This is a genomic window from Pseudoalteromonas sp. NEC-BIFX-2020_002 (genome assembly GCF_013002825.1).
GTDB lineage: Bacteria > Pseudomonadota > Gammaproteobacteria > Enterobacterales > Alteromonadaceae > Pseudoalteromonas > Pseudoalteromonas neustonica.
In genome coordinates, this window is sequence record NZ_JABEPJ010000002.1 from 221307 (window position 1) to 246421 (window position 25115).

Annotated in this window: 22 protein-coding genes; 11 read left to right on the forward strand and 11 right to left on the reverse strand. The window is 39.8% G+C overall.

All coding sequences use genetic code 11. The features are described from left to right. The 5 genes from HJP15_RS03240 to HJP15_RS03260 all read right to left on the reverse strand — a co-directional run bounded on the left by HJP15_RS03240 (position 1) and on the right by HJP15_RS03260 (position 4170). Complete coding sequence (locus HJP15_RS03240; protein WP_054205540.1) at positions 1–720, reverse strand: winged helix-turn-helix domain-containing protein; 720 nt, start codon at positions 718–720, stop codon at positions 1–3. After that, positions 717–1151: a DUF3019 domain-containing protein gene (locus HJP15_RS03245; RefSeq protein WP_082355625.1), complete on the reverse strand. Its 435-nt coding sequence runs from the start codon at positions 1149–1151 to the stop codon at positions 717–719. Before HJP15_RS03245 ends, HJP15_RS03240 begins: the two co-directional genes overlap by 4 nt. Positions 1152–1162: 11 nt before the next feature. Then, positions 1163–1996, reverse strand: a complete 834-nt coding sequence (locus HJP15_RS03250; protein WP_170173074.1) for a MipA/OmpV family protein — start codon at positions 1994–1996, stop codon at positions 1163–1165. A gap of 187 nt (positions 1997–2183) precedes the next feature. Next, entirely contained in the window at positions 2184–3005 is an 822-nt protein-coding gene (locus HJP15_RS03255) for a substrate-binding periplasmic protein (protein ID WP_054205538.1), read from the reverse strand. Then, the gene (locus tag HJP15_RS03260) at positions 2977–4170 is read right to left on the reverse strand and encodes a porin (RefSeq protein WP_054205537.1); all 1194 of its coding nucleotides are present in this window, start codon (positions 4168–4170) and stop codon (positions 2977–2979) included. The genes HJP15_RS03255 and HJP15_RS03260 overlap by 29 nt, the downstream gene beginning before the upstream one ends. A 99-nt stretch (positions 4171–4269) precedes the next feature. On the opposite strand from HJP15_RS03260, the gene HJP15_RS03265 reads away from it, so the two are divergent. The 6 genes from HJP15_RS03265 (at position 4270) to HJP15_RS03290 (ending at position 13179) form a co-directional block, all read left to right on the forward strand. Then, complete coding sequence (locus tag HJP15_RS03265) at positions 4270–6150, forward strand: methyl-accepting chemotaxis protein (protein WP_054205536.1); 1881 nt, start codon at positions 4270–4272, stop codon at positions 6148–6150. Positions 6151–6653: 503 nt separating this feature from the next. Beyond that, positions 6654–8336 (forward strand): chloride channel protein, encoded by a 1683-nt coding sequence (locus tag HJP15_RS03270; protein ID WP_054453667.1) that lies wholly within the window; start codon positions 6654–6656, stop codon positions 8334–8336. Between the two features lie 19 nt (positions 8337–8355). Continuing rightward, positions 8356–8790, forward strand: a complete 435-nt coding sequence (locus tag HJP15_RS03275; RefSeq protein WP_054205534.1) for a CopD family protein — start codon at positions 8356–8358, stop codon at positions 8788–8790. An 84-nt stretch (positions 8791–8874) separates the two neighbouring features. Then, positions 8875–9891 (forward strand): aspartate carbamoyltransferase, encoded by a 1017-nt coding sequence (locus HJP15_RS03280; RefSeq protein ID WP_054205533.1) that lies wholly within the window; start codon positions 8875–8877, stop codon positions 9889–9891. Positions 9892–9922: 31 nt separating this feature from the next. Beyond that, a complete protein-coding gene (gene hemL, locus HJP15_RS03285) occupies positions 9923–11203 on the forward strand; it encodes a glutamate-1-semialdehyde 2,1-aminomutase (protein WP_170173075.1) in 1281 nt (426 codons plus the stop codon). 134 nt (positions 11204–11337) lie between these two features. Then, positions 11338–13179: a methyl-accepting chemotaxis protein gene (locus HJP15_RS03290; protein WP_054204190.1), complete on the forward strand. Its 1842-nt coding sequence runs from the start codon at positions 11338–11340 to the stop codon at positions 13177–13179. 48 nt (positions 13180–13227) lie between these two features. Here the strand turns inward: HJP15_RS03290 and mrcB are convergent, their stop codons facing one another. The 5 genes from mrcB to HJP15_RS03315 form a co-directional block, all read right to left on the reverse strand. Beyond that, complete coding sequence (gene mrcB, locus HJP15_RS03295) at positions 13228–15609, reverse strand: penicillin-binding protein 1B (RefSeq protein WP_054204191.1); 2382 nt, start codon at positions 15607–15609, stop codon at positions 13228–13230. 86 nt (positions 15610–15695) lie between these two features. Next, positions 15696–15857 (reverse strand): YqaE/Pmp3 family membrane protein, encoded by a 162-nt coding sequence (locus HJP15_RS03300; RefSeq protein ID WP_082355624.1) that lies wholly within the window; start codon positions 15855–15857, stop codon positions 15696–15698. 177 nt (positions 15858–16034) lie between these two features. Next, positions 16035–17264: an ammonium transporter AmtB gene (locus tag HJP15_RS03305; protein ID WP_054204192.1), complete on the reverse strand. Its 1230-nt coding sequence runs from the start codon at positions 17262–17264 to the stop codon at positions 16035–16037. A 9-nt stretch (positions 17265–17273) separates the two neighbouring features. Continuing rightward, the gene (locus tag HJP15_RS03310) at positions 17274–17612 is read right to left on the reverse strand and encodes a P-II family nitrogen regulator (RefSeq protein WP_054204193.1); all 339 of its coding nucleotides are present in this window, start codon (positions 17610–17612) and stop codon (positions 17274–17276) included. 176 nt (positions 17613–17788) lie between these two features. Beyond that, a complete protein-coding gene (locus HJP15_RS03315) occupies positions 17789–19021 on the reverse strand; it encodes a GGDEF domain-containing response regulator (RefSeq protein ID WP_054204194.1) in 1233 nt (410 codons plus the stop codon). A gap of 274 nt (positions 19022–19295) precedes the next feature. Here HJP15_RS03315 and HJP15_RS03320 point away from each other — a divergent pair, with 274 nt between their 5' ends. The 5 genes from HJP15_RS03320 (at position 19296) to serA (ending at position 24164) form a co-directional block, all read left to right on the forward strand. Continuing rightward, entirely contained in the window at positions 19296–20816 is a 1521-nt protein-coding gene (locus HJP15_RS03320) for a S10 family peptidase (protein ID WP_054204195.1), read from the forward strand. 224 nt (positions 20817–21040) lie between these two features. After that, positions 21041–21598, forward strand: a complete 558-nt coding sequence (locus HJP15_RS03325) for a hypothetical protein (protein WP_054204196.1) — start codon at positions 21041–21043, stop codon at positions 21596–21598. 19 nt (positions 21599–21617) lie between these two features. Then, a complete protein-coding gene (locus tag HJP15_RS03330; RefSeq protein WP_054204197.1) occupies positions 21618–22214 on the forward strand; it encodes a 5-formyltetrahydrofolate cyclo-ligase in 597 nt (198 codons plus the stop codon). 53 nt (positions 22215–22267) lie between these two features. After that, on the forward strand, positions 22268–22921 hold the full coding sequence (gene rpiA, locus HJP15_RS03335) for a ribose-5-phosphate isomerase RpiA (RefSeq protein WP_054204198.1): 654 nt from the start codon (positions 22268–22270) through the stop codon (positions 22919–22921). Between the two features lie 13 nt (positions 22922–22934). Then, on the forward strand, positions 22935–24164 hold the full coding sequence (gene serA / locus HJP15_RS03340) for a phosphoglycerate dehydrogenase (RefSeq protein WP_054204199.1): 1230 nt from the start codon (positions 22935–22937) through the stop codon (positions 24162–24164). Positions 24165–24381: 217 nt separating this feature from the next. On the opposite strand, the gene HJP15_RS03345 is transcribed toward serA, so the two are convergent. Further along, a complete protein-coding gene (locus HJP15_RS03345) occupies positions 24382–25032 on the reverse strand; it encodes a YceI family protein (protein ID WP_082379012.1) in 651 nt (216 codons plus the stop codon). Positions 25033–25115 lie beyond the last annotated feature (83 nt).

Here is a 25115-nt window from a genome sequence, read left to right on the forward strand (position 1 = left end):
TTAAGACCAAGCGTCGGCTACAAGCAAATAACCTTTACCCCACACGGTTTTGATCCTGTATGGATTATTGGCGTCATCACCAAGCTTTTTACGTAATCTAGATATAACAATATCAACACGGCGGTCAAATCCATCATAGTCAATACCATTTAACTGGTGAAACAATTCCGTGCGATTAACCACTTGCCCCGCTGATTGCGCTAAATACCAAAGTAAATCAAATTCGTTAGATGAAATAGCGACAGACTGTCCGTGTAGTTTAGTTGCCCGAGAGTTAGCATTAATACTAAGCTGGCCAAGCTGTATTTGGTTTTCGCTTACATTTGCTGTGTTAGCATTGGTTTTTACGCGCCGTAGTAAAGCTTTAATTCGAGATAATAATACCCGCGGTTTCACCGGTTTGGTTACATAATCATCAGCGCCTAATTCGAGCCCTAATATTTCGTCCATTTCATCATCACGGGCTGTCATCATTAAAATGGGTCCTTGATAAAAGTTACGAGCCTCTTTGCACACATCAAAACCATCTTTTACAGGCAACATAATATCTAGCACAACAAGCTCTGGCATATCGGCCTTAATCAATTCAACCGCTACATCCCCTCGATTAACCAAAGTTACTAAGTAACCATGCTCTGTTAAATAATCACTAAACCATTCAGCCAATGACATATCATCTTCAACTAGCATGATGTGCTGGCGGGGTATTTCTTCAATCAAAATAACTTCCAACTTGATTTGGGCCGTTTAGAGGATTCGAATACCCATGACACAGTGATAATCGCGGTAGCGAGATTGCTGTCTTGCTTGCTTTTTCGCAGGGCGTAATGACGTGTTTTATCTGATTGAAAATCAAAACTAAATTCACCATTATTTATTTTCGTCCAGCACTTTAATTTATGCAATGTCGATAACTCTACTAAGCAATAATCCCCAAGTTCTACTTGATGCCATTTAAACGTGACCTGCTGGTAACACGTCTGCCCTTTTCGCAGTGCAACACAACGCTTAGGCGTCACAAGCAATTTGTTTTCATTAGGTAACGTATGGTTAGCAGCATACGCGTTATTCGTAATCAGTTGACATAGTAACAATAAGCTTAAGTATATAAACACTTTACTCTGTGGATTTTTTTGATTAGTTAGTATCATGATTTACTCACTTAAAATACATAACTAATGCTTGAACTGATGCCAGTATAAATGTCTTTTTGCTTATTAAATAATGGGCTTTCGTTGTACCCAAACTCTGACCCTACAAATATTTCAGAGCGGAATAACCAACTTTCTGAAAGTGGATAGGTTACTCCTAGTGACGAATCAAAATTAAGTGTTGATTTACCTGTAAATGGTTTGAAGTTAGTTCGGGCGGCTTCATCTTCTGACACACCATAATAATAATCATTGAGCTTAGCGTCTCTAAACGACAATCCAAATAAGCCATGAAAATTCAAGTTCCTCACTTGCCAATTACGCCCAATAAGAGCCGAGGCAATAGTACCGCTATTTTCACTCGTTAAACCCTGCTTAAGAGTGAATTGCACAACATTCTCACCAATATAACCCGTTACTCTACCACCGAGCATGGTGTTGACATCTCGATCGTCAATACCTTCAAAATTAACTTGATTCTCTTTTTTTCTTAAACCTGTTCCCGGCCCGGTAAAAACAATATCAAATGACCAATTATTTTCAGCGTAAGCTGTGTAGCCAAAGACAAGTGAGTCAGGTGCTTGGTTAGCAAAGTCGATAAAGAAGTTGTGCCAATTATAACTGCCAATGAGTGTGGTACCGAGGTCGAGATCGTCGTCATGAGGATTAATCGTTGAACGATTAAACGTGCTCAAGCTTAAACCAACTTCAAAGAAGTTCTCAGGGGCACTACCTTGATCAATATTTAGACTTATTTCTCTGGTTAAATCTGCGGCATAACTAAAAGATGAACACAAAAAAGATAAAACAACTGCAGATAGGAGATGTTTGACAGATAAACACATTACGCGCCGACTTCCTTATTGATTAATCACCCATTCATTATATTCTTTGATAATCAAAAAAACGTATCAAGATGCTGCGTTTGTAACAAAATGTAGGCTTTGTTATTTTTTATAAAACTAGTCCCGAAATAATAAACGATGCATTTAATCTAATCAATGTACAAAAACCGCATAACTATCAAAACACTCACTCTTTAACTTTCCCTGTTTCATTCATCACATCAAGCAACGCTCTATTCATTCTTTTTATAAAATCGTCTTTATATGGATAGCTAAACTCACGGCTAAATCCTATGTGCGCGGTTCTATGACTAAGCTCATCTTTTTCTATAACTGTAACCGTATTATATTGCGGGTAAGTTTTATTTATGCTGTTTAGTTCATATTGTGTGGCTTTTCTATCGTTGACGTAACAATCTATTTTATTGGTAAGTAATTTGATTACATTCGCTGCGGTGCTTTTATTTTCCCATAACTGGATTCGCCCTCGTGCAATTGCTTGTTTATAACGTTCATCCAGCAGTAAATAACCAGCATTCATTCCTAAATGAACAGGTTTATTAACCGGTAAATCTAAATTTAATGCAGCTTTTAAATCAACATTTTCACGACAATAAGTCACCACAAATTCGGTCCCTAACGCCACCGAATATGACGAAATAAAAGGCCTTGAATCATAATGTAAATACGGAGGAACCACGCCAATAACATCGCCTTTTTTAACGGTAAGTAATGCTCTTTTCCATGGTGTTGGAATTATTTTAACGTGATAATCTAGCTTTAATTGAGTACTAGCACGTCTCAATAAATCAATATAAATCCCTTTTACTTCACCATTTTCTAAATAGCTATACGGCGGATAATCATCGTCAGCTAAAATAGTAACATCTACGTTGCTATGACTTGTAAATGCACACATCAGCATGAGTAAGCCCGTAATCAGTATTAAACGCTTTTTTAAAATATGCATGTTTTTACTATTAGTAACTCCACTTTTGTGAGTAATCATAGCGAAACCCTACTGATAATGAACTAAAGTCAGCTAAATAATCAAAGTCTCGGTAAAGGTATTCAACATGTAAACGTAAGTTTTCTGCAGGCAACCATTCAAGCGTTAAATTTGCGCCATTATAGTTTTGCGTTTGATCGGCTTGGTGTCCATCATCAAAATCAAAATAACCCATTTTTACTTTATAATTTTTGCTAAGCGGATAAGCCATTGATACATCAAGTGTATGCCCGTCTCTATCCAGGCTTAAGTCTCTATTGTATTCTTTTGCTTGATATCCCAGCGCAAAATACAAACCACTATCAAAAGAGTAAGCTACTGATCCAGCAACAATATTATTATCTCCCAACGCTTGTTCATTTTCATAGATACCTTTATTTGTATACGTCAAAGCAACATGTAAATTATTTTTATCATAACTTACCCCACCATTGATAAGGTCACTTTTATTATCGCCTTGTGCGCCATTAAATTGGCTAACCAGCATCCACGTAAAATCACCTTGCGTTATCTGATAAGTAAGCAGGTTATTTACAAAAAAGAGACTTTCAGGATCATATGCAAAAGGGCTATTACCGTGGTTAAAAATATCGACGTACTCAGCAATAAACAGGTACTGAGCTGGGCGCTGTTTGCCTATACCGACCTTCCCATAAGGGCTATCCAAAGCAACATAGACTTGCCTAGCTTTACCAAAATCACCATTATTTGATAAATCAACGCCCCACTCACCATGGAGAATCCCTTGCCATTGGTCGTTAAATTCTACCGTTGATTTAATACCAACATGAGAAAGTGCGTCTCTTACATCCCATTGAGATTCGTTGTCTTCATCAATATATCCGAGTGTTGGTCTTATTGTTGCGTAAATTTTAACATCTTTTTTAATAGCCTCAGGTGATGATACAGGTAATTGCAAATCAGTAATTGGGGGGATTATTGCGACATTTGACGCAACAGAAGAACCCTGTTTTTTATTTTCAAGCACCTCAATTCTTTTACTGATACTCTCAAACTGTAGTGTTAATGACTCTAAAGCGGCTAATTGCGCGCTGATTTTATTTAGCTGTAATTTTAAATTTTTTAGTTCTTGTTGTTCATCTTGAGCGTATACTGAAAACGAGCAAGATGTAGTTAACAAAAAGCAGATGAGCTTTATTTGCATGAATGCGCCTTACCATTTAAACTTTTCCTAAGTGTAGACTATGTTTATATATACATAACAAAAAACACTCGTTCTTATTCAGTCAAAAAGTGAAATATTATGAAAATCAGAACTAAATTCTCCATCGCTTCAGGCATAGTGGTATTTATCGTTATTTCACTACTTGCAACAACAACATACTTACTTGTACAACAAACGCTAAAAAAGTCCACCGACGCGTATGTGCAGGATAATGCATCACTGTTATCACAAAGCATTAGCAATTGGCTGGTTAGTAAATCAGCACAAGTTAATGTTTTAAAAAAGCAGATTGAATCAGACTTCTCTAAAGATAATTTTCAAGCTGGGTTAGAAAACCCAGCCTTTTCAGATGATTTTTCATTAATGTTTGGTACGCTAAGCGATGAAAAAGGGCTTCGCTCTAATGATAAACAGAGGGTTAATCCACCTGGTATCGATTTTAAAGAAAGACCATGGTACAAGTTAGTGCAAAACAACGATGCGATCTCATTTACCGCACCTTATGTTGATGCTGCTACAAACGAACTATTATTATCAGTTGTCACTGCAATTAACACTTCTAGTGGTTTTCAAGGTGTTATTGGTGGTGACTTGAGCTTAAATGCCATTGCTGATAGCGTAAATACCATTAACTTTAACGGCAATGGTTTAGCATTTGTTGTCGATGGCACAGGTAAGATTATTACTCACCCGACCACCAGCCTCAGCAATAAACAAACTCAAAATATTTACCAAAAATCCCCAACTGAAAGTAAGCAAATTTTAGAGATTGAGCACGAAGGGCAAACAAAGTTACTCTACTTTTATCCCTTAAGTGATAACGCTGGCGTTGATTGGTCTTTAGCCATGCTACTTGATAAAGATAAAGTGTATGAATCCCTAACTGTCTTTACAACACGTACCTTTTTCATTGCTATTTTAAGTATTGCTTTTTGTGTGTTGGTCATCAGAACATTGGCAACAATACTATTAAGACCGCTAGATGAACTAGAGCATGCAATCAGTGAAATTGCCTCTGGTGGCGGAGATCTAACTCAACGATTAACAGTAACTACAGAAGATGAGTGTGGCGTGGTAGCTAAAAGTTTTAATCGCTTTTTATCGTCATTACAGATATTAGTGACGGGCGTTATTGATAAAGCGAATAGTGTTGAAGCGCAAAGTGCAGCAGCAAAATCATTATCAACCGAATCAAGCCGCTCCCTGAACGAACAATACCAATTAATTGATAGTCTAGCCACTGCGATGCATGAAATGAGTACCACCTCATCTGAAATTGCCTCCAGCGCACAAGAAGCTGCAACATCAGTAACCTTGGTAAATGATTCAACGAGTTCAAGTAAAACCTTGTTTGAAAAAACCACATCAGATATTACTAATCTATCGGATTCAATTTCTAACTCCCAAGAACTGAGTAATCAATTAGCGGAACACAGTAATAGTATTGAGCAAATACTTTCTGTAATAAATAACGTAGCAGAGCAAACCAATTTGCTTGCACTAAATGCAGCAATTGAAGCAGCAAGAGCTGGGGAGCAAGGGCGCGGGTTTGCGGTTGTGGCCGATGAAGTAAGAACCTTAGCCTCAAGAACGCAAAGCTCAACAACAGAAATAAAAGCAATGATTGAGCAGATTCAACTGTTTTCATCAAAAGTACAGCAAGCTATGGAGCAAAGTAAGCAAAAGGCATCGCAGTGTGTTGAGCAAACTGAGGTTGCCAATCAATCTTTAAACACTATTTCTATGTCAGTTAAAGACATTATGGATAGGAACTTTCAAATAGCTGCCGCGATTGAAGAGCAAAGCACGGTTATTGAAGAAATTAATAAAAATACAATTAATATTAAAGATATTAGTGTGCAAGTGGATGAATTTGCTAAAGAGCAATTTGAAACCAATACAAATCTAGCTGAAAACGTAAATGCTCAGCAAGATTTACTGAAAAAATTTATTGTGTAATTAAACTTGCTGGTATATGCCCAAGTCACCTCAAGATGTAAGTGTCAGTTGGAATTAAAAGCGATTTAGACAAGGCATTGATTGTAAATAATGGTTGCCCCCTTGTTAAAATCAATAGCGCAGTATAAATCGCTTTTAAACCAACCCTTTGGGCATTTCACAGACGCTTACTTTCATCGTTGTAACTTCTTAAAAGGGACTGCCATTACTGCAAATAACGCCTTGATATTAAACACCTGTGAAACGCTGAATTCTGCATTTTGAGGTGGTTTGGGCATAAATATACCTGCAAGCTCACCTTCTGCATATTGAAACTGTATTAATAATACGGCGCACTAAGCCGTCTATTTGCCACTAATAAATCACCCCATCCCCCCGTACTTATGCCCTTGAAATGAGCCTGATAAAATCAGAGGTTATCCGTAGATAATTCAAAAATCAAAAGGACTTACTGCCGTACATTTGATAAACTGCCCGCCTAAATGGGTGGCGAGGAAAAATGCATGTGGCTTGAAACGCTTAGGCGTCGCTTGGCTAAGCCAAAAACATCGGTGCAACTGTGCTTACTAGGTGTATGTGCTGGTTTAATTGCTGCGTTTTTTATCATCTTATTTCGTTTAACAATTTTATTCTTTCAAGGTTTATTTCTTGAAACACCTGATGACTTTACAACACTTCCAACCCTTGAACGGGTATTAATGCCCATTGGCGCGGCCTTTTTGATTGCCTTATTTGCAGCCCTAACAGGTTTTAAACATTATCGCTTAGGCATTCCCTTTGTTATTCACCGCATAAAGCGTCACTACGGACAAATGCCGTTATATAACACAGTTAATCAATTTGTCGGTGGTGCTCTGGCGTTAATTAGTGGTTTTTCTGTTGGGCGTGAAGGGCCTTCAGTACATATGGGTGCAACGGGCGCAAGCTTGCTTGCTGATAAACTGCACTTACCTCACAATGCTATGCGCACGCTAAGCGGTTGTGGTGTGGCTGCGGGTATTGCCGCTTCGTTTAATACACCACTAGCAGCCGTCATTTTTGTGATGGAAGTGGTGCTCAGAGAGTATAAAATCCACATATTCGTCCCCATTATGCTTGCCGCCGTAACGGGGGCCCTTGCCACTCAATTTGTATTTGGTGATGTCTCTGAGCTTGCTCTTATTGTTGTTAACCCCTTAAGCGGTTGGCATTACCCATTCTTAATCATTTTTGGGATGGCTTTAGGCGCGGTTGCTTTTGCGTTTAACCAAAACCTGATGATGATAATTCGCACGTTTAAACCCCTAAGTATGTTCCCGCGTTTACTATTGGCCGGCGTAATTGCAGGCGGTATAGCTTATATGGTCCCACAAGCGATGGGCTCTGGTATGAGCGCTATTACTATTGCAATTGAATCTCCTGATGATGTACAACTGTTAACAACCATTTTAATTGCTAAGTTGCTTGCCACCTTATTTGCGATTGGATTGGGTATCCCCGGTGGAATTATAGGCCCAGTTATTGGACTGGGTGTATTAATGGGCACTCTCATGGCATTTTTTGCACAATTTATTAGCCCCGGTGCTGATATAGCCGGCACTTATAGCGTATTAGGCATGGCAGGCTTACTCGCTGCCACACTGCATGCCCCGCTTGCCGCTTTAACAACCGTTATGGAACTGACCTCAAGCCCTGAGATTATTGTCCCTGCTATGCTGGTTATTTCGACAGCCTACGTCACTGCATTACAAATTTTTGGTAATCGTTCTATTTTCTTGCAGCAATTAGATTTTCAAGGTTTGTCGTATCATGTATCCCCTGCCACTGAGGCATTACAAAAAGTGGGGGTGATGGATGAAATGGATGAAAACTTTAAATTGCTCTACTCCGCGGATAAAGAACAAATTAAAACCAGCCTTGATGCTGTGAGTAGTCAAACTCCCTTGATTGTTTACGATACTGAAAATGGCTACCGTTTAGCTGAATACGATTTAAGTTTAATGTCAGAACAAAATATATCAATAAATTACATTAACTTACAAGGCGTTAGTAGCCAATCAACACTTGCTGATGTATTTGACTTACTAAAAGATAAGCGCAGCGGTGCTGTGTATATTTATAACTTACTCGATAACCAACAAATTATGGGAATTATGCGCTGGGATCAGATCCGCCATATCCTTACTATACGTAATAGCTTACTGTAACAAAAAATAAGAGAACACTATGAGCGCGCTACTGGTTTATAAAGCCTTACATGTATTTTTTATGATTGCCTGGTTTGCCGGCATATTTTACTTACCACGCCTTTTTGTTTATCACGCCATGAGTGAAGAACGAGCCTGTAATTCTATGCTTAAAGTGATGGAGCGTCGCTTGCTCTATTTTGTAACCCCTTTTGCCATATTAACAGCCGTATTTGGTGTACTACTCATTGTTGAATATGGCCGGGAATGGTTTAAATACAGCATGTGGTTGCATTACAAATTAGTACTCGTCATCGCACTGTATATATACCATGCGTATTGCTTTAAATTACTCGCTGATTTTAAACATGACCGTAATACACGCAGTGATCGCTTTTATCGTATTTTTAATGAGTTGCCCGTGTTAGCGCTATTAGTCATCGTATTTTTAGCCATAACTAAACCAAGTTTATAAAAAATTTGCTATAGTACCGCGCGATTGCGTGCCCATCTTTGATGGTTAGATCGCGCCCCTTTTCAATGTGATAGGAATAACCCCATGTTAAGTTTCCAAGGTGAAAATATTCTTTCGGTCAATCAGCTTGATCGTGACTGTATTGAACGTATCTTTGCAGTTGCAAAGAAAATGGAGCCATATGCTAAAAAGCAAAAACGCACAAACGTGCTTGAAGGGGCAATATTAGCAAACTTATTCTTTGAGCCAAGTACGCGTACTCGCGTAAGTTTTGGTACTGCTTTTAATTTATTAGGCGGTTTGGTTCGCGAAACAACCGGTATGCAAAGTTCAGCTCTTGCCAAAGGCGAGTCGCTCTATGACACCGCTCGTGTTATTTCAGCTTATGCCGATGCAGTCGCCATGCGCCACCCTGATTCAGGCTCAGTTGCTGAATTTGCAACAGGTTGCTCAGTGCCTGTCATAAACGGCGGCGATGGCCCAAACGAGCACCCGACACAAGCACTACTTGATTTACTGACTATTGAACGTGAACTTCACCGCTTTGATCAAAACATTGATGGTATGCACATCGCCCTTGTTGGCGATTTAAAATATGGCCGTACGGTGCATTCGTTATCAAAACTACTGTGTCATTATAAAAACATTAAGTTTTCGATGGTCGCACCTGACGGCTTACAAATGCCAAGCTACATTTTGGATGCTGTTGATAATGCGGGTCATAAAATAGAAATTGTTGATAAAATGGAAGGCAATTTAGCCGCTGACATTGTCTATCAAACACGTATTCAAGAAGAGCGCTTCCCATCACAAGAAGAAGCAAACAAATACCGTGGTGGCTTTAGAATTAGTCAATCTATTTATAATGCCCATTGCAAACCCAACTCTATTTTAATGCACCCACTGCCGCGAGATAGTCGTATGGAAGCTAATGAGCTCGATAACGATTTAAACCTAAATGACAACTTAGCAATTTTTCGTCAAGTACAAAATGGCGTATTAATTCGCATGGCTCTGTTTGCACTTACACTTGATGTTGCCGATAAAGTAGAGCAATACGAAGTTGCAGTGCCTTGGTTTAGCCGCAAACGCGATAGTTAATTTTTAAAGTGACAACTTAATAGGATTTTTCATGACAATTAGCCAAGATTTATTTGCCCGCGCACAACAATCTATTCCGGGTGGTGTTAACTCACCAGTACGTGCCTTTAATGGCGTTGGCGGCACACCGCTATTTATTACCAGCGCACAAGGCCCATTTACTTTCGATGCCGATGGCAATCGTTATATTGATTATGTAGGTTCATGGGGTCCGATGATTATGGGCCATAATCACCCTGCAATTAAGCAAGCAGTGCTTGAAGCGGTAGAAAATGGCCTAAGTTACGGCGCACCTACCGAAGCTGAAATATTAATGGCCGAAAAAGTAAAAGAGCTAGTTCCATCAATCGAAAAAGTTCGCATGGTAAGCTCAGGAACTGAAGCCACCATGAGCGCAATTCGCTTAGCTCGTGGCTTTACTGGCCGTGACAAAATACTTAAATTTGAAGGGTGTTACCACGGTCATGCTGATTCACTACTAGTGAAAGCAGGCTCAGGTGCATTAACTATGGGCGTGCCTAATTCACCGGGTATTCCTGAAGATTTTGCTAAGCACACATTAACAGTGTCGTTTAATAACCTTGATGAAGTGAAAGCCATTTTTGCAAAATATGCAGATGAAATTGCGTGTATTATTGTAGAGCCAGTGGCCGGCAACATGAACTGTATTCCTCCTGTTCCTGGCTTCTTAGAAGGCCTGCGTGAAGTATGTGATGAATATAAATCAGTGCTTATTTTTGATGAAGTAATGACCGGCTTTCGCGTAGCACTTGGCGGCGCACAGGCTTATTACAACATCATCCCTGATTTAACCTGTTTAGGTAAAGTTATTGGCGGCGGTATGCCTGTGGGCGCGTTTGGTGGTAAAACGCAGATCATGGATTACATAGCTCCAGTTGGCCCTGTCTATCAAGCGGGTACTCTTTCAGGTAACCCTATTGCAATGGCCGCAGGTTTGAAAGCGCTAGTGCTACTTAGCGTTGAAGGCCTACACGCTAAGCTTGAAGCGAAAAGTAAAGCAATCTGTGAGGGTTTTGAAGCAGCAGCAAAAGCTGCAGGTATCGCCCTTACAACTAACTATGCCGGTGGCATGTATGGCTTTTTCTTTACTGATCAAGACAAAGTAACCACTTACGAGCAAGCTACACAATGCGATTTAGAGCGCTTTAAAAAGTTCTTCCACTTAATGCTTGAAGAAGGCGTTTACTTGGCCCCATCAGCATTTGAGGCAGGTTTTGTATGTTCTGAGCATTCAGAGCAAGAGATTACAGATACGATTGCCGCTGCACAGCGCGCTTTTGCTAAACTATAAGTATTAGTTTTAGTGTAATTAAAAAGCCCGTAAGGGCTTTTTTTGTTTATAGGCTAATATTAATGAATGATATTGCAAGTAAGCTAGGTCTTACTAAACAGCATTCACTATTTTGCCTATAACAAGAGAGCACTATGTCAGGACTACGACGCGCAACTTCCCCTGCTATCAACTTGATGGCAAATTTAAAATACAAAACTAAAATTAGTCTAGTATTTGGTATTTTATTAGTTCCCCTAAGTGTTAGCCTATTCTTCTTACTCTCGTTATTAACCGATAGTATTCATGTTTCAACAATGAAACGTCAAGGTTTACAAAGTTACAGTGCTTTACTCGAAAACCAAATGAACTCCCAAACAAATAAAAATGCTGCTATTGCTCGCAGCTTCGGTTATCAAGTTAGTGACTCTCAAAACAAGGATGCGCTTGAATTAGTCTCTATCCAATCGCAACTCGCTGTGGATGATCATTTAGCCAGTGCTTACTTGAACCGCGCACTGGTATCTCCCATCCCAGCTTTAATAGAACAAGTTAATTTAACAAGCAATAGCGCAAATACAGTTTTAACTAATCAAGGCTTTACTCCTGACACATTTATAGCGCTGTCAAATTTATCTAAATCCTTACCTCAGTATGAAGAAAACATTGAAAAAACCTTATTAGTAGCCACAACGGCCAACAAACAAGTGAGTAAAATTTTAACTCCTTTGATAAATAAACTACAGCAAAGTACCCTTAACTTTAAGCGCGCCATCGACAGCAAACTATTAGAGCCCGATAATTTAGAAATAACACAGGCCGAGTTTTCTCAATTACATCAAGCAGTCACCAGCAATATCAAAGAACTTATAAAGCAAAGTGTGCCAACACTTGAGCAACTAATTACTGACAAGTTACAGCAGCAACAATGGATCAGAAACATTGTATTAATTGCTTCAATATTAAGTTTGTTGAGTGCATTTTATTTATTAATTGGTTTTTATTTTGCTGTAGTGGATGGTATTACCCGATTTGCTGGCGCAGCAGAACAAGCTGCTAATGGCGATCTAAGTGCTAGATTAGAATCTATCGGCAGTGATGAAATGAGCATTATTACAGCCCGTTACAATGCATTACTAAAAGCATTTAGTAATCTATTAGCAGAAGTAAAAAAAACAACCGTAGATTTAAGCAGCGCTACGGTATCACTTGAACAAGCAAGCCATCAAACAAGTCATGATGTAAGCGAGCAACAAGGGCGTGTAAATACAATTCACAACGCATTAAGTGATATGTCAGACAGTGCTCATGCTGTTGAAGAATCAGCAAATCAAGCAATGTTAATTGCGCAAAATGCAGCCCAACATGTTAAAGAAGGCTCGCGTAACACCATGGAGCTTGCTCAGTATATGCAAGACTTACAAGTGGAGTTTAGCGAAAACCAACAAGCACTCGATCGCCTAGCCGTGGATAGCCAAAATATTGGTAATGTAAGTAAAGGTATTAGTGAAATAGCTGATCAAACCAACTTATTAGCGCTAAATGCCGCTATTGAAGCAGCGCGCGCTGGAGAGCAAGGCCGTGGTTTTGCTGTTGTTGCTGATGAAGTACGAACACTTGCTTTACGTACACAGGCACAAACTCAAGAAATACACCAAATTATCAGCTCATTGCAGCAAGCATCAGATGATACACAACAAAAAATGCGTTCAAGTGTAGAGAAGATGGTGCACTCAGTGCAGTCAGCAAATGACACTAATAATGTGCTACAAAATGCAGAAAAAAGCATGCAAGAGATCAAAGTACAAGGTGAGCAAATTGCGCAGCGTGTGCAATTACAATCCCAAGCAACAACCCAAGCGTTAAACGATGCCCAACAAATTAGTCACTTAGCAGAGCAAACCCAAACATCTGCGCAGTCTAGCCTATGTGATGCGAAAAAAATTAGTCAGCTTTCAGAGCTACTATCCGATGCAATGCGATTTTTTAAATCTTAATGTATGCTATAAAAAAGCCAACTTATGTTGGCTTTTTTACTTAGAGACTTAACGCTGGCAACTTGGCCTTGGTTCGAACTCGCTAACCCTAAGTGGTAGTTGAATAACTTTACCGCATCCCGGTGGTGCTTGTTTTCCTGTCAGTTCATTAATAAATGCCCAGCGAATCGAAGCAGGACGTGTATCGGCAATTGCTTGTGGGTTAAGCGGTTTAAGATAACGGATATACGCTTCAAGCGCCCCTACACTGCCTGTTAAGCCCGTACTTTTATTATCATCACGACCAAGCCATGCGACCGTTACTGTATTTTGATCAAACCCTGCAAACCAGCTATCACGCAAGTCATTACTCGTGCCTGTTTTACCCGCTAACTGAATTGACGGAAAATGGGCATTTAAACGTTTTGCGGTACCATCTTTTGTCACTCGCTTCATCGCATACTTGGTCATGTACATGGCGTCTTTTGCAAACCTTGGCTGTGATTTCACCTTATGTGAATACAAAACACTGCCTACAGAATCAGTCATTGCTGAAATCGATGTCAGCGCTCGGTATTCACCGTCAGCTGCAAGCGTGGTGTAAAGCTGCGCCACCTCAAAGCTCGACATTTCAAGTGCACCTAATAATAGTGAAGGATAATGATCTATTTGCTCTTTAACACCCAGTTTATTAAGTGTATCGGCGACGTTATCAACACCAACATCCAAGCCCAAATTCACTGCTGGAATATTAATACTTTGACTAAACGCTTTATAAAGCGGCAACATACCACGAAACTGACGATCAAAGTTCTCAGGCTGCCATACTTTTCCTTGCTCATTTGTCACCTGCAAAGGTGAATCATCTAACAAGGTGGCTAAGTTATAATTAGGCGAACTAAGTGCCGTTAAATATACCGCAGGCTTCACCAATGAACCAATATTTCGTTTAGTATCAAGTACACGGTTAAACCCTAAAAAGCGCGGATCACGTCCCGCAACTAAAGCCGATACACCGCCTTTTTCTACATTAACTGAGATCATCGCCGCTTCTAACTGCTCTGTCGTTGAGCGCTTCTCTAAGTACGGTAAACTATTTGCTATTGCCTCTTCCATCGCAGCTTGTTTTTGCAAATCAAAATAGGTAAACACCCTCACACCGGCATCTAGCACCTCTTGATCAGGTAATAGTTTTTTCAACTCACGATCAACTAACTCCAAATAACCCGGGTATGATTTTGTAATGCTGTCTTTCATTGGTGACACAGTAATAGGACGCTTTAGCGCTGCACGGTACTCTCTGGTATCAATTAATTGATTTTCGACCATTAAACGCAATACTAAGTCACGGCGTTCCATCGTCCGTTCACTATAACGACGCGGGTTGTAATATGACGGACCTTTAACCATTGCCACCAGTAAGGCTATTTGGTCAAACTCAAGTTCATCAACGGGCTTTGAAAAATAAAAGTCTGACGCTAACCCCATGCCATGAACACCTTGGTTATAGGATTGACCAAGGTATACCTCGTTTAAATAGGCTTCTAGGATCTGATCTTTTGAATAACGGTAGTCTAAAATTAAAGCAATGAGTGCTTCGTTGAATTTACGCACCAGCGTGCGCTCACGGGTCAAATAAATATTTTTAGCTAACTGCTGTGTTAACGTACTGCCACCTTGAACCGTACGACCGGCTTTAATATTACTATACAAAGCACGCATAATTGACCACACAGACACACCATGGTGTTTATAAAAATTTTGGTCTTCAACCACCAGCAAGGTATCTTTTAGCATTGGCGGGAATTTATCAAGTGGTACAAATTCGCGATCTTGTTTTGAGTCATTGCCAATACGTGCTATTTGCACCGGCTCCAAACGCGCTGAATTAACACGGCGCCCAAACTTATCTTTAATCGTCGCCAGTTTTTGCCCCGCGAAACGCAGCTCAATTTCACTCGCTTGCTCAAACCCGTCATAAAAATCAAACTCACGACGGTAAATTTTGATACTGTCTGGGCCTTTAATATATTGCCCAGTACGGCTTATTTTATTAACGGAAGAATAACTTAAGCGTTTGAGCTCCCAAATAACTTCGTCACTAGATAAAAACTGTCCTGGATAAAATGTCATTGCTCTGGCGTATACTTGCGCAGGCAGTTGCCATTTATTACCTTCAAATTGGCGCGTTACCTTTGCATCAAGATAAATCAAATATAAACTCATAGCGACGATACCCGCTAAAGTTAACTTCCAGAAAATAGACCATAGCTTACGCCCAATACTGCGCTTTTTAACATTTTCAGACGCGTTCTTTTTAGCTTCAGTTTTTTTATTGGCAGTGGTTTTACTCACCGTTTTTTTTGCGGCTTTAGGTGTCGAGCTTGGCTCTTTTTTTGCAGGGCGTTTTGAAGACGTTTTTGTTGTTCGCGAGTCTTTTTTATCAGTCATTGACGTTGCTATTTATTTCCAGAAGTTAATTTTACAGAGGTAATGACGACAATATTAACACCTGTAAAATTAACAGTCACTGAAACTTAGCGTGTACACAACCAAAGTGAATGGATCACGGCAGGTATAAAAAAGATAAAACATAGAACGATATTAATGATGAGATCTTTACCCACACCCGCTTTTAAAAATACAGCTATCGGTGGTAAAAATAACGACAAAATGATCAGTACTAATTTGTTATCCATAAGGATCCTTATTATAGTTTGGTAATAATTTTGACCTAAGCATAGCCAGTAATCGTTATTTTTCCTATGCGAATGTTCTGATTTTTCCGTGTCTTTATTGTCTGTCGCACAAAAAAGCCCTAACCGCAGTTAGGACTTTGTTTTGAACACACAATTATTTAAATTTGCTATTACTGATTAGTTACCACGCACAGAGACAAACTCAGGATAAGCATCAATACCACAATCGTGCTGATCCATTCCATTTAACTCTTCTTCTTCTGTGACACGAATACCTATGGTTTTCTTCAAAACAGTCCATACAATGACTGACGCTATAAATACAAACCCTAAAATACACACCAAACCAATTAACTGATTAACAAAGGTTGCCTCTGCATTCGTAACAGGCACTAGCATGATACCAAGTACCCCGCATACACCATGAACTGAAATTGCACCAACGGGATCATCAATTTTAACTTTATCCAGCGCTACAATGCTAAATACCACGAGTGAGCCACCTAAAACACCCAATAAACACGCCATTACCGGCGAAGGTGATAAGGGGTCTGCCGTAATCACAACGAGTCCTGCCAATGCACCGTTAAGCACCATTGTTAAGTCTGCTTTACCCCATAGCACTTTACATACAAACAACGCTGCAATTGCGCCAGTGGCCGCAGCGGCATTGGTGTTTAGTAATATTTTGCCTACGGCAGTTGCATTTGCTGCATCTGAAATTAATAACTGAGAACCACCGTTAAAACCAAACCATCCCATCCATAAAATAAACGTACCCAATGTTGCTAACGGCAAGTTAGAACCCGGAATTGGATAAATTTCACCATTTTTACCGTATTTACCTTTACGAGCACCAAGCATTAATACACCTGCAAGCGCCGCCGCTGCACCTGTACCGTGCACAATCGCAGAACCTGCAAAGTCAACAAAACCCATTTCAGATAAGAACCCTCCACCCCAAGTCCAATAGCCCTCAATCGGGTAGATAAAACCGGTTAATACAATTGCAAATGCAAGAAAAGCCCATAACTTCATACGCTCAGCAACAGCCCCCGATACAATTGACATCGCAGTTGCTACAAATACAACTTGAAAGAAGAAGTCTGACTCCAAAGAATGATCTGCATCAGCAGCTTGCGTGCCTATTAATGCGCCAAGCGAAGGGACTAAGCCACCTTCAGTGTTGTCTACATACATAATGTTGTAGCCAACCAGTAAAAACATGGTGCATGCGATTGCATACAACGCCACATTTTTAGTTAAAATTTCAGTGGTATTTTTTGAACGCACTAAACCGGCTTCAAGCATGGCAAAACCTGCAGCCATCCACATCACTAAAATACCTGAGATTAAAAAATAAAATGTATCTAACGAGAATTTGAGTTCTATAATCGTGTTTTCCATAAAGCCCCCTTAAATTGCTTCTTCATCTAATTCACCCGTACGAATACGGACAATTTGATCCAAGTCGTAAACGAAAATTTTGCCGTCACCTATTTTTCCTGTTGAAGCAACCTTAGTAATGGTTTCAACAACACGTTGGCAATTTTCGCTACGAGTAGCAATTTCGATCTTTATTTTTGGAATAAAATCGACTTGATATTCGGCGCCGCGATATAACTCGGTGTGCCCTCGTTGACGGCCAAACCCTTTAACGTCAACAACGGTCATTCCTTCAATGCCTAAATCAGCCAATGCTTCTCGCACATCATCCAGTTTAAATGGCTTTATTATTGCACTAATCATTTTCATAGTGGCCCCCTTCGGACGCTTATTGTTATCCTGTTTCCTTAGATAATCCAACCTTTGTGCCACTATTTAAAGCTCTTACTAAACAAGAGCTTATTAATTAAAGTTAATTTTAAGCAATAAAAAACGCACCATATAGGTGCGTTTTATTAACATTTCTACAGTGCTGGTGCAGCACACTAGCTTTGTTGTACAACACAATCTCTGTCTTGCGCTTTTGCTTGATATAACGCCTTATCTGCCAAGCGCATCGCACTCGTTAATGTTACATTTTGAAAGTTTGCTAAGCCAATGCTTACCGTAATGGTAAATGACTGACCATTTATAACAAAGTCATACGCAGCAAGGCGTGATCTAAATGCATCAAGTAGCGGGTATGCTTGCTCTAAACTGATGTCAGCCAACACAATTGCAAACTCTTCACCTCCTACACGCGCTACCGTAAAACCTTTGAAAGAGCTGCGTAATAAAGACGCAACTTGCTTTAATGCCTGATCGCCCGCTTCATGACCAAACTTGTCATTAATCGCTTTAAAAAAGTCAATATCCAGCAATGCTAAGCTATTTTTACGTGCTGTTTCCTTTAAAAGCGACTCTGCAAATTGATAAAAGTAACGTCGATTATATAAACCAGTTAAATCATCACGATATGCACTTTCTTTAATATCTGCGATTAACGAAAGTTGCTCCATTGTTTGCAATACCCGACAATGGAACTCTTCGTTCATAAATGGCTTTGTTAAAAAGTCATTAGCGCCATACTTTATAAAGCGTGCTGATAGGCCATGTTTGCCAGCCCCAGATAACCCTATGATGGCTAAATCATCACGCCCTCTAAAATTGCGCACCGCTTTAACTAATTCAAAACCATCCATAGTAGGCATAGCGTAATCAGTCATGAGTAGTTTAATTTCAGCGTCTTTTTTTAGAATTTTTAGCGCTTCTTCACCATCATGGGCCACTTGTACATCAAACAACTGCTTTTCTAGCATTTGTTTCATCAATGAACGACTTAGTAACGAGTCATCAGCAACTAATGCTTTACATCCTTGATTACGTAATAATTGTGCAACCAATTTTACAGCGTAATGATACGAATCACGGTTGTCTTTAATAACATAATCAACAACCCCTATCTCGAGCATTTCTTGGCGCTTGTATTCATCAATTTTTGAAGTTAAAACAACTGTAGGAACATTTTTTTCCAACGTGTATTTAACAACCTCACCGTTCATTGCGTCGGGAAGAGTTAAGTCAACAAGCGCCAAAGTATAGTTTTGATTGCTTATATATTCTTTAGCCTCTGCTAGTGACCAAGCAAAATCAACTGCTACATTAAGGTAGTGGGCAACTAAATGGCGCAACACTTGCTGAACAACTTTACTATCTTCAACCACTAAAACTCTTTGCATAAATCTTCTCTATACTGCAGATGGATTTTGCTTGTTTTATCCCTTCCCTAAGAAACAACAAAGCACAACGTAATAATTTAGCATGGAATATACTCCACTCTTGTAATAATCAAAATCTATTAAGGTTAATATACGCATAAAGCATACTTTCTTTGAAAAAAGCTAATATAAACTTCTGCCTCTTAACGATTAATACTGGTAGCTAGTCTCATTACCTTTGTTATTTTCTAAAAAATTATCTTTAATAGGCTAACTTTCGTTTAAAGGATCCCCCATGAAGCTTGTCAGTATCATTAGTTTATCTCTGGCCGCACTAACAGTAAGTGTAACAACCAGTAGTTATGCCACAGACAATCAACGCCGAATCGACGTTGACAGTAATGTTGTAACTCAACATAAAGCGCGTATTAATGGTGAGCGTTTTTCTTATACCGCTACCACAGGTACACAGCCGGTGTGGGACGATAAAGGCGATGCGGTTGCCACCTTGCAATACACTTACTACGAGCGAGATAAGGTCGATGATCGCACTAAGCGCCCATTACTAATTTCATTCAATGGCGGACCAGGTTCTGCATCTGTATGGATGCACTTAGCCTATACTGGACCACGCGTATTAAAAATTGATGACGAAGGTTACCCAATTCAACCTTATGGCGTTAAAGACAACCCATATTCTGTGCTTGATGTTGCTGACATAGTTTACGTAAACCCTGTAAATACAGGGTACTCGCGGGTAATTGAAAATGAAAAAGGCGAATTATTAAGCAAAGATGCACAAAAGAGTATGTTTTTTGGCGTAAATGCCGACATAAAATACTTAGCAGAATGGCTAAATACTTTTGTAAATCGTAATGAACGCTGGCGCTCACCAAAATTTTTAATCGGTGAAAGCTACGGCACTACGCGTGTATCTGGCCTTGCTCATGAACTACAAAATCGTCAATGGATGTACATCAACGGTGTTGTTTTAGTGTCCCCTACTGATATTGGGATTAAACGCGATGGCCCAGTAAAAGCCGCTAACCGCCTGCCATATTTTGCTGCCACTGCCTGGTATCACAAAGCACTAAGCCCGGAACTACAAGCTAAAGATCTAGATGAATTACTGCCTGAGGTAGAAAATTTTACTATCAACAAACTAATTCCTGCACTTGCCAAAGGTGGTTTTATTGGTGATGAAGAAAAGAACGCGATTATTAAACAAATGGCGCTTTATGCAGGGGTATCTGAAAAATTTGTTCAGCAAAACAACCTTGATATTCCAAACAACTTCTTTTGGAAAGAACTATTACGTGAACGCGGGCAAACACTGGGGCGTTTAGATTCACGTTACCTAGGAATTGATAAACGTGACGCTGGCGAATCACCTGACTATTGGCCTGAGCTAACGTCGTGGTTGCATTCATTTACACCGGCCATTAACCATTATCTTCGTGAAGAGCTTAACTATAAAACAGACATAAAATACAACTTGTTTGGTAATGTTCACCCGTGGGATCGCAGTAATAACAAAACAGGCGAGAACCTACGTTTAGCAATGGCACAAAACCCATATCTTAATGTACTTGTTCAAGCCGGCTACTTCGATGGCGCAACAAACTACTTTGATGCTAAATACACTATGTGGCAGCTCGATCCAAGCAGTAAAATGCGCGATCGTTTAAGCTTTAAAGGCTACCGTAGTGGCCACATGATGTACCTACGTCATGCCGATTTAGAAAGTTCAAATAACGATTTACGTGACTTTATGCTCAAAGCATTGCCTAAAGAAGGCCAAGCTGCAAAATACTAATCGTATTAACGTTTACAACAGCCCGCTTATTGCGGGCTTTTTTTCACCCATGATTTTGATCTACCCAAGTCGCGTATTTAGGATGTTACAAGGGCTTAGGGTCAAAGCGTTACCTTGTGTAATAATACCTTGGCTAAATCGCTTTTAATTCCAACGACACTCGCATCTTTAGGTGGCTTGGGTATATACTCAAACTATTGATCTCACGTTTTTGGAAAACACAAATGGCAGAAAACTTCCGTGTCATGTTTGCAGGGCTAGCGCCAGATACAGAGCAAACACAAGCGATCACCCAATTAGCTACAAAGCTAAAAGCCCCCACAAGCAAAGTCGCTGCCTTTTTTGACAACAAACCTCTATTTGCACCATGTGAAAAAGAAAAAGCATTAAAACAAGCCAAGTTACTTGCCAGTGTTGGTATCACAAGCAAGTTACTGCCACTAAATAATTCAGCCTCGGCAACAAATAATAACGACACAGCAAGCTTACGTGACGAACGTATTTTTAATGCCCTTGATTACATTACAAGCAGCTTAATTCGTATAGAAGAAAAGCTCGACGACTTAGAACAGCGTTTACCTGCTACAGCACAACAACCTTTAGAAGATGAAACCGATGATTGGCAAGATGACGACTTACTCATCGATGACGAACTAACAACCCCGGTAAAAAAACGCAGTAATATTTTATTATATTCACTGATATCGATGGTGATCCTGCTATTAATTGTATTGGGCTTATCGTTTTTGTTTCCTGATTTTTTTAATATTTTGGATAGTTAAAAGGTAATATACGCTTAAAATGAGCCAACAAAGAGCCACAATCCGTCAAGAAACCCGAAGAAAACGCAATTCACTGTCAAATAATGAACAAAAAATTGCAGCCTCTGCGCTAAAAGTGAATTTTACTCAACATTTAAAACTACAAAAAACAACTCAAAATGCCCATATAGGTATATATTTAAGTAATGATTCAGAATTAGATACATCATTGTTAATAAAAGACCTTTGGTCTAAAAACCACACCACCTACCTCCCTATCATTCACCCATTTAACGGCACTACTTTATACTTTCAGCGCTATGAAGAAAATTCACCCATGAGGCCAAATCGCTATGGTATCTTGGAGCCTAAGTTAAATTGTAGTCAGATATGCCCACTTGCAGAGCTTGATTATCTACTTATGCCATTAGTTGCATTTGATGACCACGGCAACCGTTTAGGGATGGGGGGTGGCTTTTATGATAAAACGTTGGCGCGCTACGAAAAAGAAAATTGGCAAAAACCACAACTAATAGGCCTTGCACATCAATGCCAACATGTGGAAAATTTACCAATTGAATCGTGGGATGTACCACTAAAGTTCATAATCACACCACAGAAAATCTATCATTGGTAAGCAATTAATTTGTATACTAACGTTTAGCAACTCCACCTATAGAGCATAAAACTATGACACAAGACGAATTAAAAAAAGCCGCTGCTTGGGCAGCCCTAGAGTTTGTAAAAGAAAACACGATAGTAGGTGTTGGCACCGGCTCAACGGTAAATCATTTTATTGACGCCCTTGGCACAATAAAAGACACCATTAAAGGTGCGGTTTCAAGCTCTGATGCATCAACTGCAAAGTTAAAAGAACTAGGCATTGAAGTATACGAATTAAACGATGTAGATGGCCTTGATGTATACATAGATGGCGCTGATGAGATCAACACCCTAAACGAAATGATCAAAGGCGGCGGCGCAGCTCTCACCCGCGAAAAAATAATTGCAGCCGTGGCTAAACAGTTTGTATGTATTGTTGATGATACGAAACTAGTCGACACACTTGGTGAGTTTCCACTGCCAGTCGAAGTGATTCCAATGGCGCGCAGCTATGTAGCCCGTGAATTACTAAAGCTTGGCGGCGACCCTGTTTATCGCCATGGAGTGGTGACTGATAATGGCAATGTCATTTTAGACGTTCACAATTTATCAATCACTCAAGCAAAAGAATTAGAGCTAACAATTAATCAAATTGTTGGTGTAGTAACTAACGGCTTATTTGCCCATCGCGGTGCAGATAAAGTCATTATAGGCACCAAAAATGGGCCACAAATTAAATAAATAGGATGAGGATATGAGTAAGGTATCGTTAGCAAAAGACAAAATTAAAATTCTCTTGCTTGAAGGTGTGCACCAAAGTGCAGTTGAAACACTTAAACGTAATGGTTACAGCAACATTGATTACGTAAAAACATCGTTACCTGAAGATGAGCTAATTGAGCGTATTAAAGATGTGCATTTTGTCGGCCTTCGTTCTCGTACTCATATCTCAGAAGCTGTTTTAGAAGCCGCAGATAAACTCGTTGCGATAGGCTGTTTTTGTATCGGCACCAATCAGGTTGATTTAAATGCAGCCCGCCAGCGCGGTATTGCAGTATTCAACGCGCCGTTTTCTAACACTCGCTCTGTTGCTGAACTTGTACTAGGTGAAATACTCCTGTTGTTCCGTGGTATTCCTGAGCGTAACGCCATTGCACACCGTGGCGGCTGGTTAAAAACGGCCAATGGCTCATTTGAAGCAAGAGGTAAAACACTCGGTATTATTGGTTACGGCCACATCGGTACTCAACTGGGTATTATGGCTGAAAATATCGGCATGAATGTTGAGTTTTTTGACATCGAAGACAAACTAAGCCTAGGTAATGCCAAGCAAGTGCATAACTTAACGCAATTATTACAACGCGCCGATGTTATAAGCCTACACGTACCAGAAACACCGCAAACCAAAAACCTTATTGGCACAGCTGAGCTTTCAGTAATGAAGCAAGGCGCAATATTAATCAACGCCTCTCGCGGTACTGTGGTTGATATTGACGCCCTAGCCGAAGCCCTTACAGAGAAAAAGTTAAGTGGCGCAGCCATTGATGTATTCCCTGTTGAACCAAAATCTAACGCAGATGAATTTATCTCGCCACTGCGTGAATTCGACAACGTGATTTTAACACCGCACATTGGTGGTTCAACACAAGAAGCACAAGAAAATATCGGCATTGAAGTTGCCGGTAAATTAGCGAAATATTCAGATAACGGCTCAACAATTACTGCTGTTAACTTCCCAGAAGTATCGCTACCAGAGCTTGCAAATCGTAGCCGCTTATTACACGTACACCACAATCGCCCTGGTGTACTAACACAAATTAACCAAGCGTTTGCCCAGCACGGCATCAACATCGCCGCGCAATACTTACAAACAGACGAAGCCATTGGTTATGTTGTAATAGATGTGGATACCGATCACTCTGAAGTCGCACTTAAAGAATTAAGTGCAGTAGAGGGAACGATTAGAGCGAGAATTTTGCACTAAAAGCTAAGCTGTAAGCGAAAAGCATAAAAGCCGTGCCTGTTAAGTTAAGCACGGCTTTTATTTAGATTAGCAATCGTCTTTCAAAACCTGAGCAGAGCATTAAACATAATGAAGAAATCCAGCTTGATTTTATTGAAATTATTCATTTAAGCGACTATCTACGACATGCAGTTTACACATTTCACTCTTGACGATTTAGCAGCTACCTACTTTATTCTTACTGCTTGCCAACATTAAGAAATTCCGCATAAACTTCTAAATCAATGTGATCCCCAACAATCGGTATATAACTGTCCATACCAAAGTCAGAACGTTTTATTTGACCTACCGCGCTAAAACCAATGGTGTATTTCCCTGTCATCCAGTTGTCTGCTCCACCGTGAAATGTGGCTTTAAACGTCACTGGTTTAGTAACGCCTCTAAGCGTTAAATCGCCTGAGAAATTAAAACTGGTATCAGATACAACCGTAACGGTGTGACTAGTAAATGATGCTTGTGGAAAGCGTTCACTGTTAAACCAAGTGTTATTTTGTAAGGTTTCTGCTAACTCAGTATTATTAATATCGATAGAGCTAATATCCACCACTGCGTTTAATGACGCGACAGCCATATTATTAGGATCAAAGTTCAGTTGTGCATCAAATTGATTAAAACGTCCTACATAGGTTGATAACCCTAAATGTTGGATTTTAAATATTAATGCAGCATGTTGATTATCTAGCTGATATTCACCTGCTTGAAGCGCTATCAACTCAGATTTAACAGTGGGTGCAATCCAACTCACACAACTTGTCAGTAACAGCGCACCGCACATGACTGAGACCGAATGTATAAATGTTCGCATTGTATTTTTTAATGCTGAGTTCATAGTAGTTAAGCCATTAGTGATGTGTTAAGTATTGGTAAAACAAAACGTTATTTTGCATAAAATCAAAATTATACCCAAGCCAC

Coding starts and splice junctions, on each gene's coding strand:
- HJP15_RS03270 (WP_054453667.1), top strand. CDS start 6,654: ATGTGGCTTGAAACGCTTAGGCGTCGCTTGGCTAAGCCAAAAACATCG.
- HJP15_RS03300 (WP_082355624.1), bottom strand. CDS start 15,857: ATGGATAACAAATTAGTACTGATCATTTTGTCGTTATTTTTACCACCG.
- HJP15_RS03255 (WP_054205538.1), bottom strand. CDS start 3,005: ATGATTACTCACAAAAGTGGAGTTACTAATAGTAAAAACATGCATATT.
- HJP15_RS03265 (WP_054205536.1), top strand. CDS start 4,270: ATGAAAATCAGAACTAAATTCTCCATCGCTTCAGGCATAGTGGTATTT.
- serA (WP_054204199.1), top strand. CDS start 22,935: ATGAGTAAGGTATCGTTAGCAAAAGACAAAATTAAAATTCTCTTGCTT.
- HJP15_RS03345 (WP_082379012.1), bottom strand. CDS start 25,032: ATGAACTCAGCATTAAAAAATACAATGCGAACATTTATACATTCGGTC.
- HJP15_RS03260 (WP_054205537.1), bottom strand. CDS start 4,170: ATGCAAATAAAGCTCATCTGCTTTTTGTTAACTACATCTTGCTCGTTT.
- HJP15_RS03245 (WP_082355625.1), bottom strand. CDS start 1,151: ATGATACTAACTAATCAAAAAAATCCACAGAGTAAAGTGTTTATATAC.
- HJP15_RS03275 (WP_054205534.1), top strand. CDS start 8,356: ATGAGCGCGCTACTGGTTTATAAAGCCTTACATGTATTTTTTATGATT.
- hemL (WP_170173075.1), top strand. CDS start 9,923: ATGACAATTAGCCAAGATTTATTTGCCCGCGCACAACAATCTATTCCG.
- HJP15_RS03320 (WP_054204195.1), top strand. CDS start 19,296: ATGAAGCTTGTCAGTATCATTAGTTTATCTCTGGCCGCACTAACAGTA.
- mrcB (WP_054204191.1), bottom strand. CDS start 15,609: ATGACTGATAAAAAAGACTCGCGAACAACAAAAACGTCTTCAAAACGC.
- rpiA (WP_054204198.1), top strand. CDS start 22,268: ATGACACAAGACGAATTAAAAAAAGCCGCTGCTTGGGCAGCCCTAGAG.
- HJP15_RS03250 (WP_170173074.1), bottom strand. CDS start 1,996: ATGTGTTTATCTGTCAAACATCTCCTATCTGCAGTTGTTTTATCTTTT.
- HJP15_RS03315 (WP_054204194.1), bottom strand. CDS start 19,021: ATGCAAAGAGTTTTAGTGGTTGAAGATAGTAAAGTTGTTCAGCAAGTG.
- HJP15_RS03325 (WP_054204196.1), top strand. CDS start 21,041: ATGGCAGAAAACTTCCGTGTCATGTTTGCAGGGCTAGCGCCAGATACA.
- HJP15_RS03330 (WP_054204197.1), top strand. CDS start 21,618: ATGAGCCAACAAAGAGCCACAATCCGTCAAGAAACCCGAAGAAAACGC.
- HJP15_RS03290 (WP_054204190.1), top strand. CDS start 11,338: ATGTCAGGACTACGACGCGCAACTTCCCCTGCTATCAACTTGATGGCA.
- HJP15_RS03310 (WP_054204193.1), bottom strand. CDS start 17,612: ATGAAAATGATTAGTGCAATAATAAAGCCATTTAAACTGGATGATGTG.
- HJP15_RS03280 (WP_054205533.1), top strand. CDS start 8,875: ATGTTAAGTTTCCAAGGTGAAAATATTCTTTCGGTCAATCAGCTTGAT.
- HJP15_RS03305 (WP_054204192.1), bottom strand. CDS start 17,264: ATGGAAAACACGATTATAGAACTCAAATTCTCGTTAGATACATTTTAT.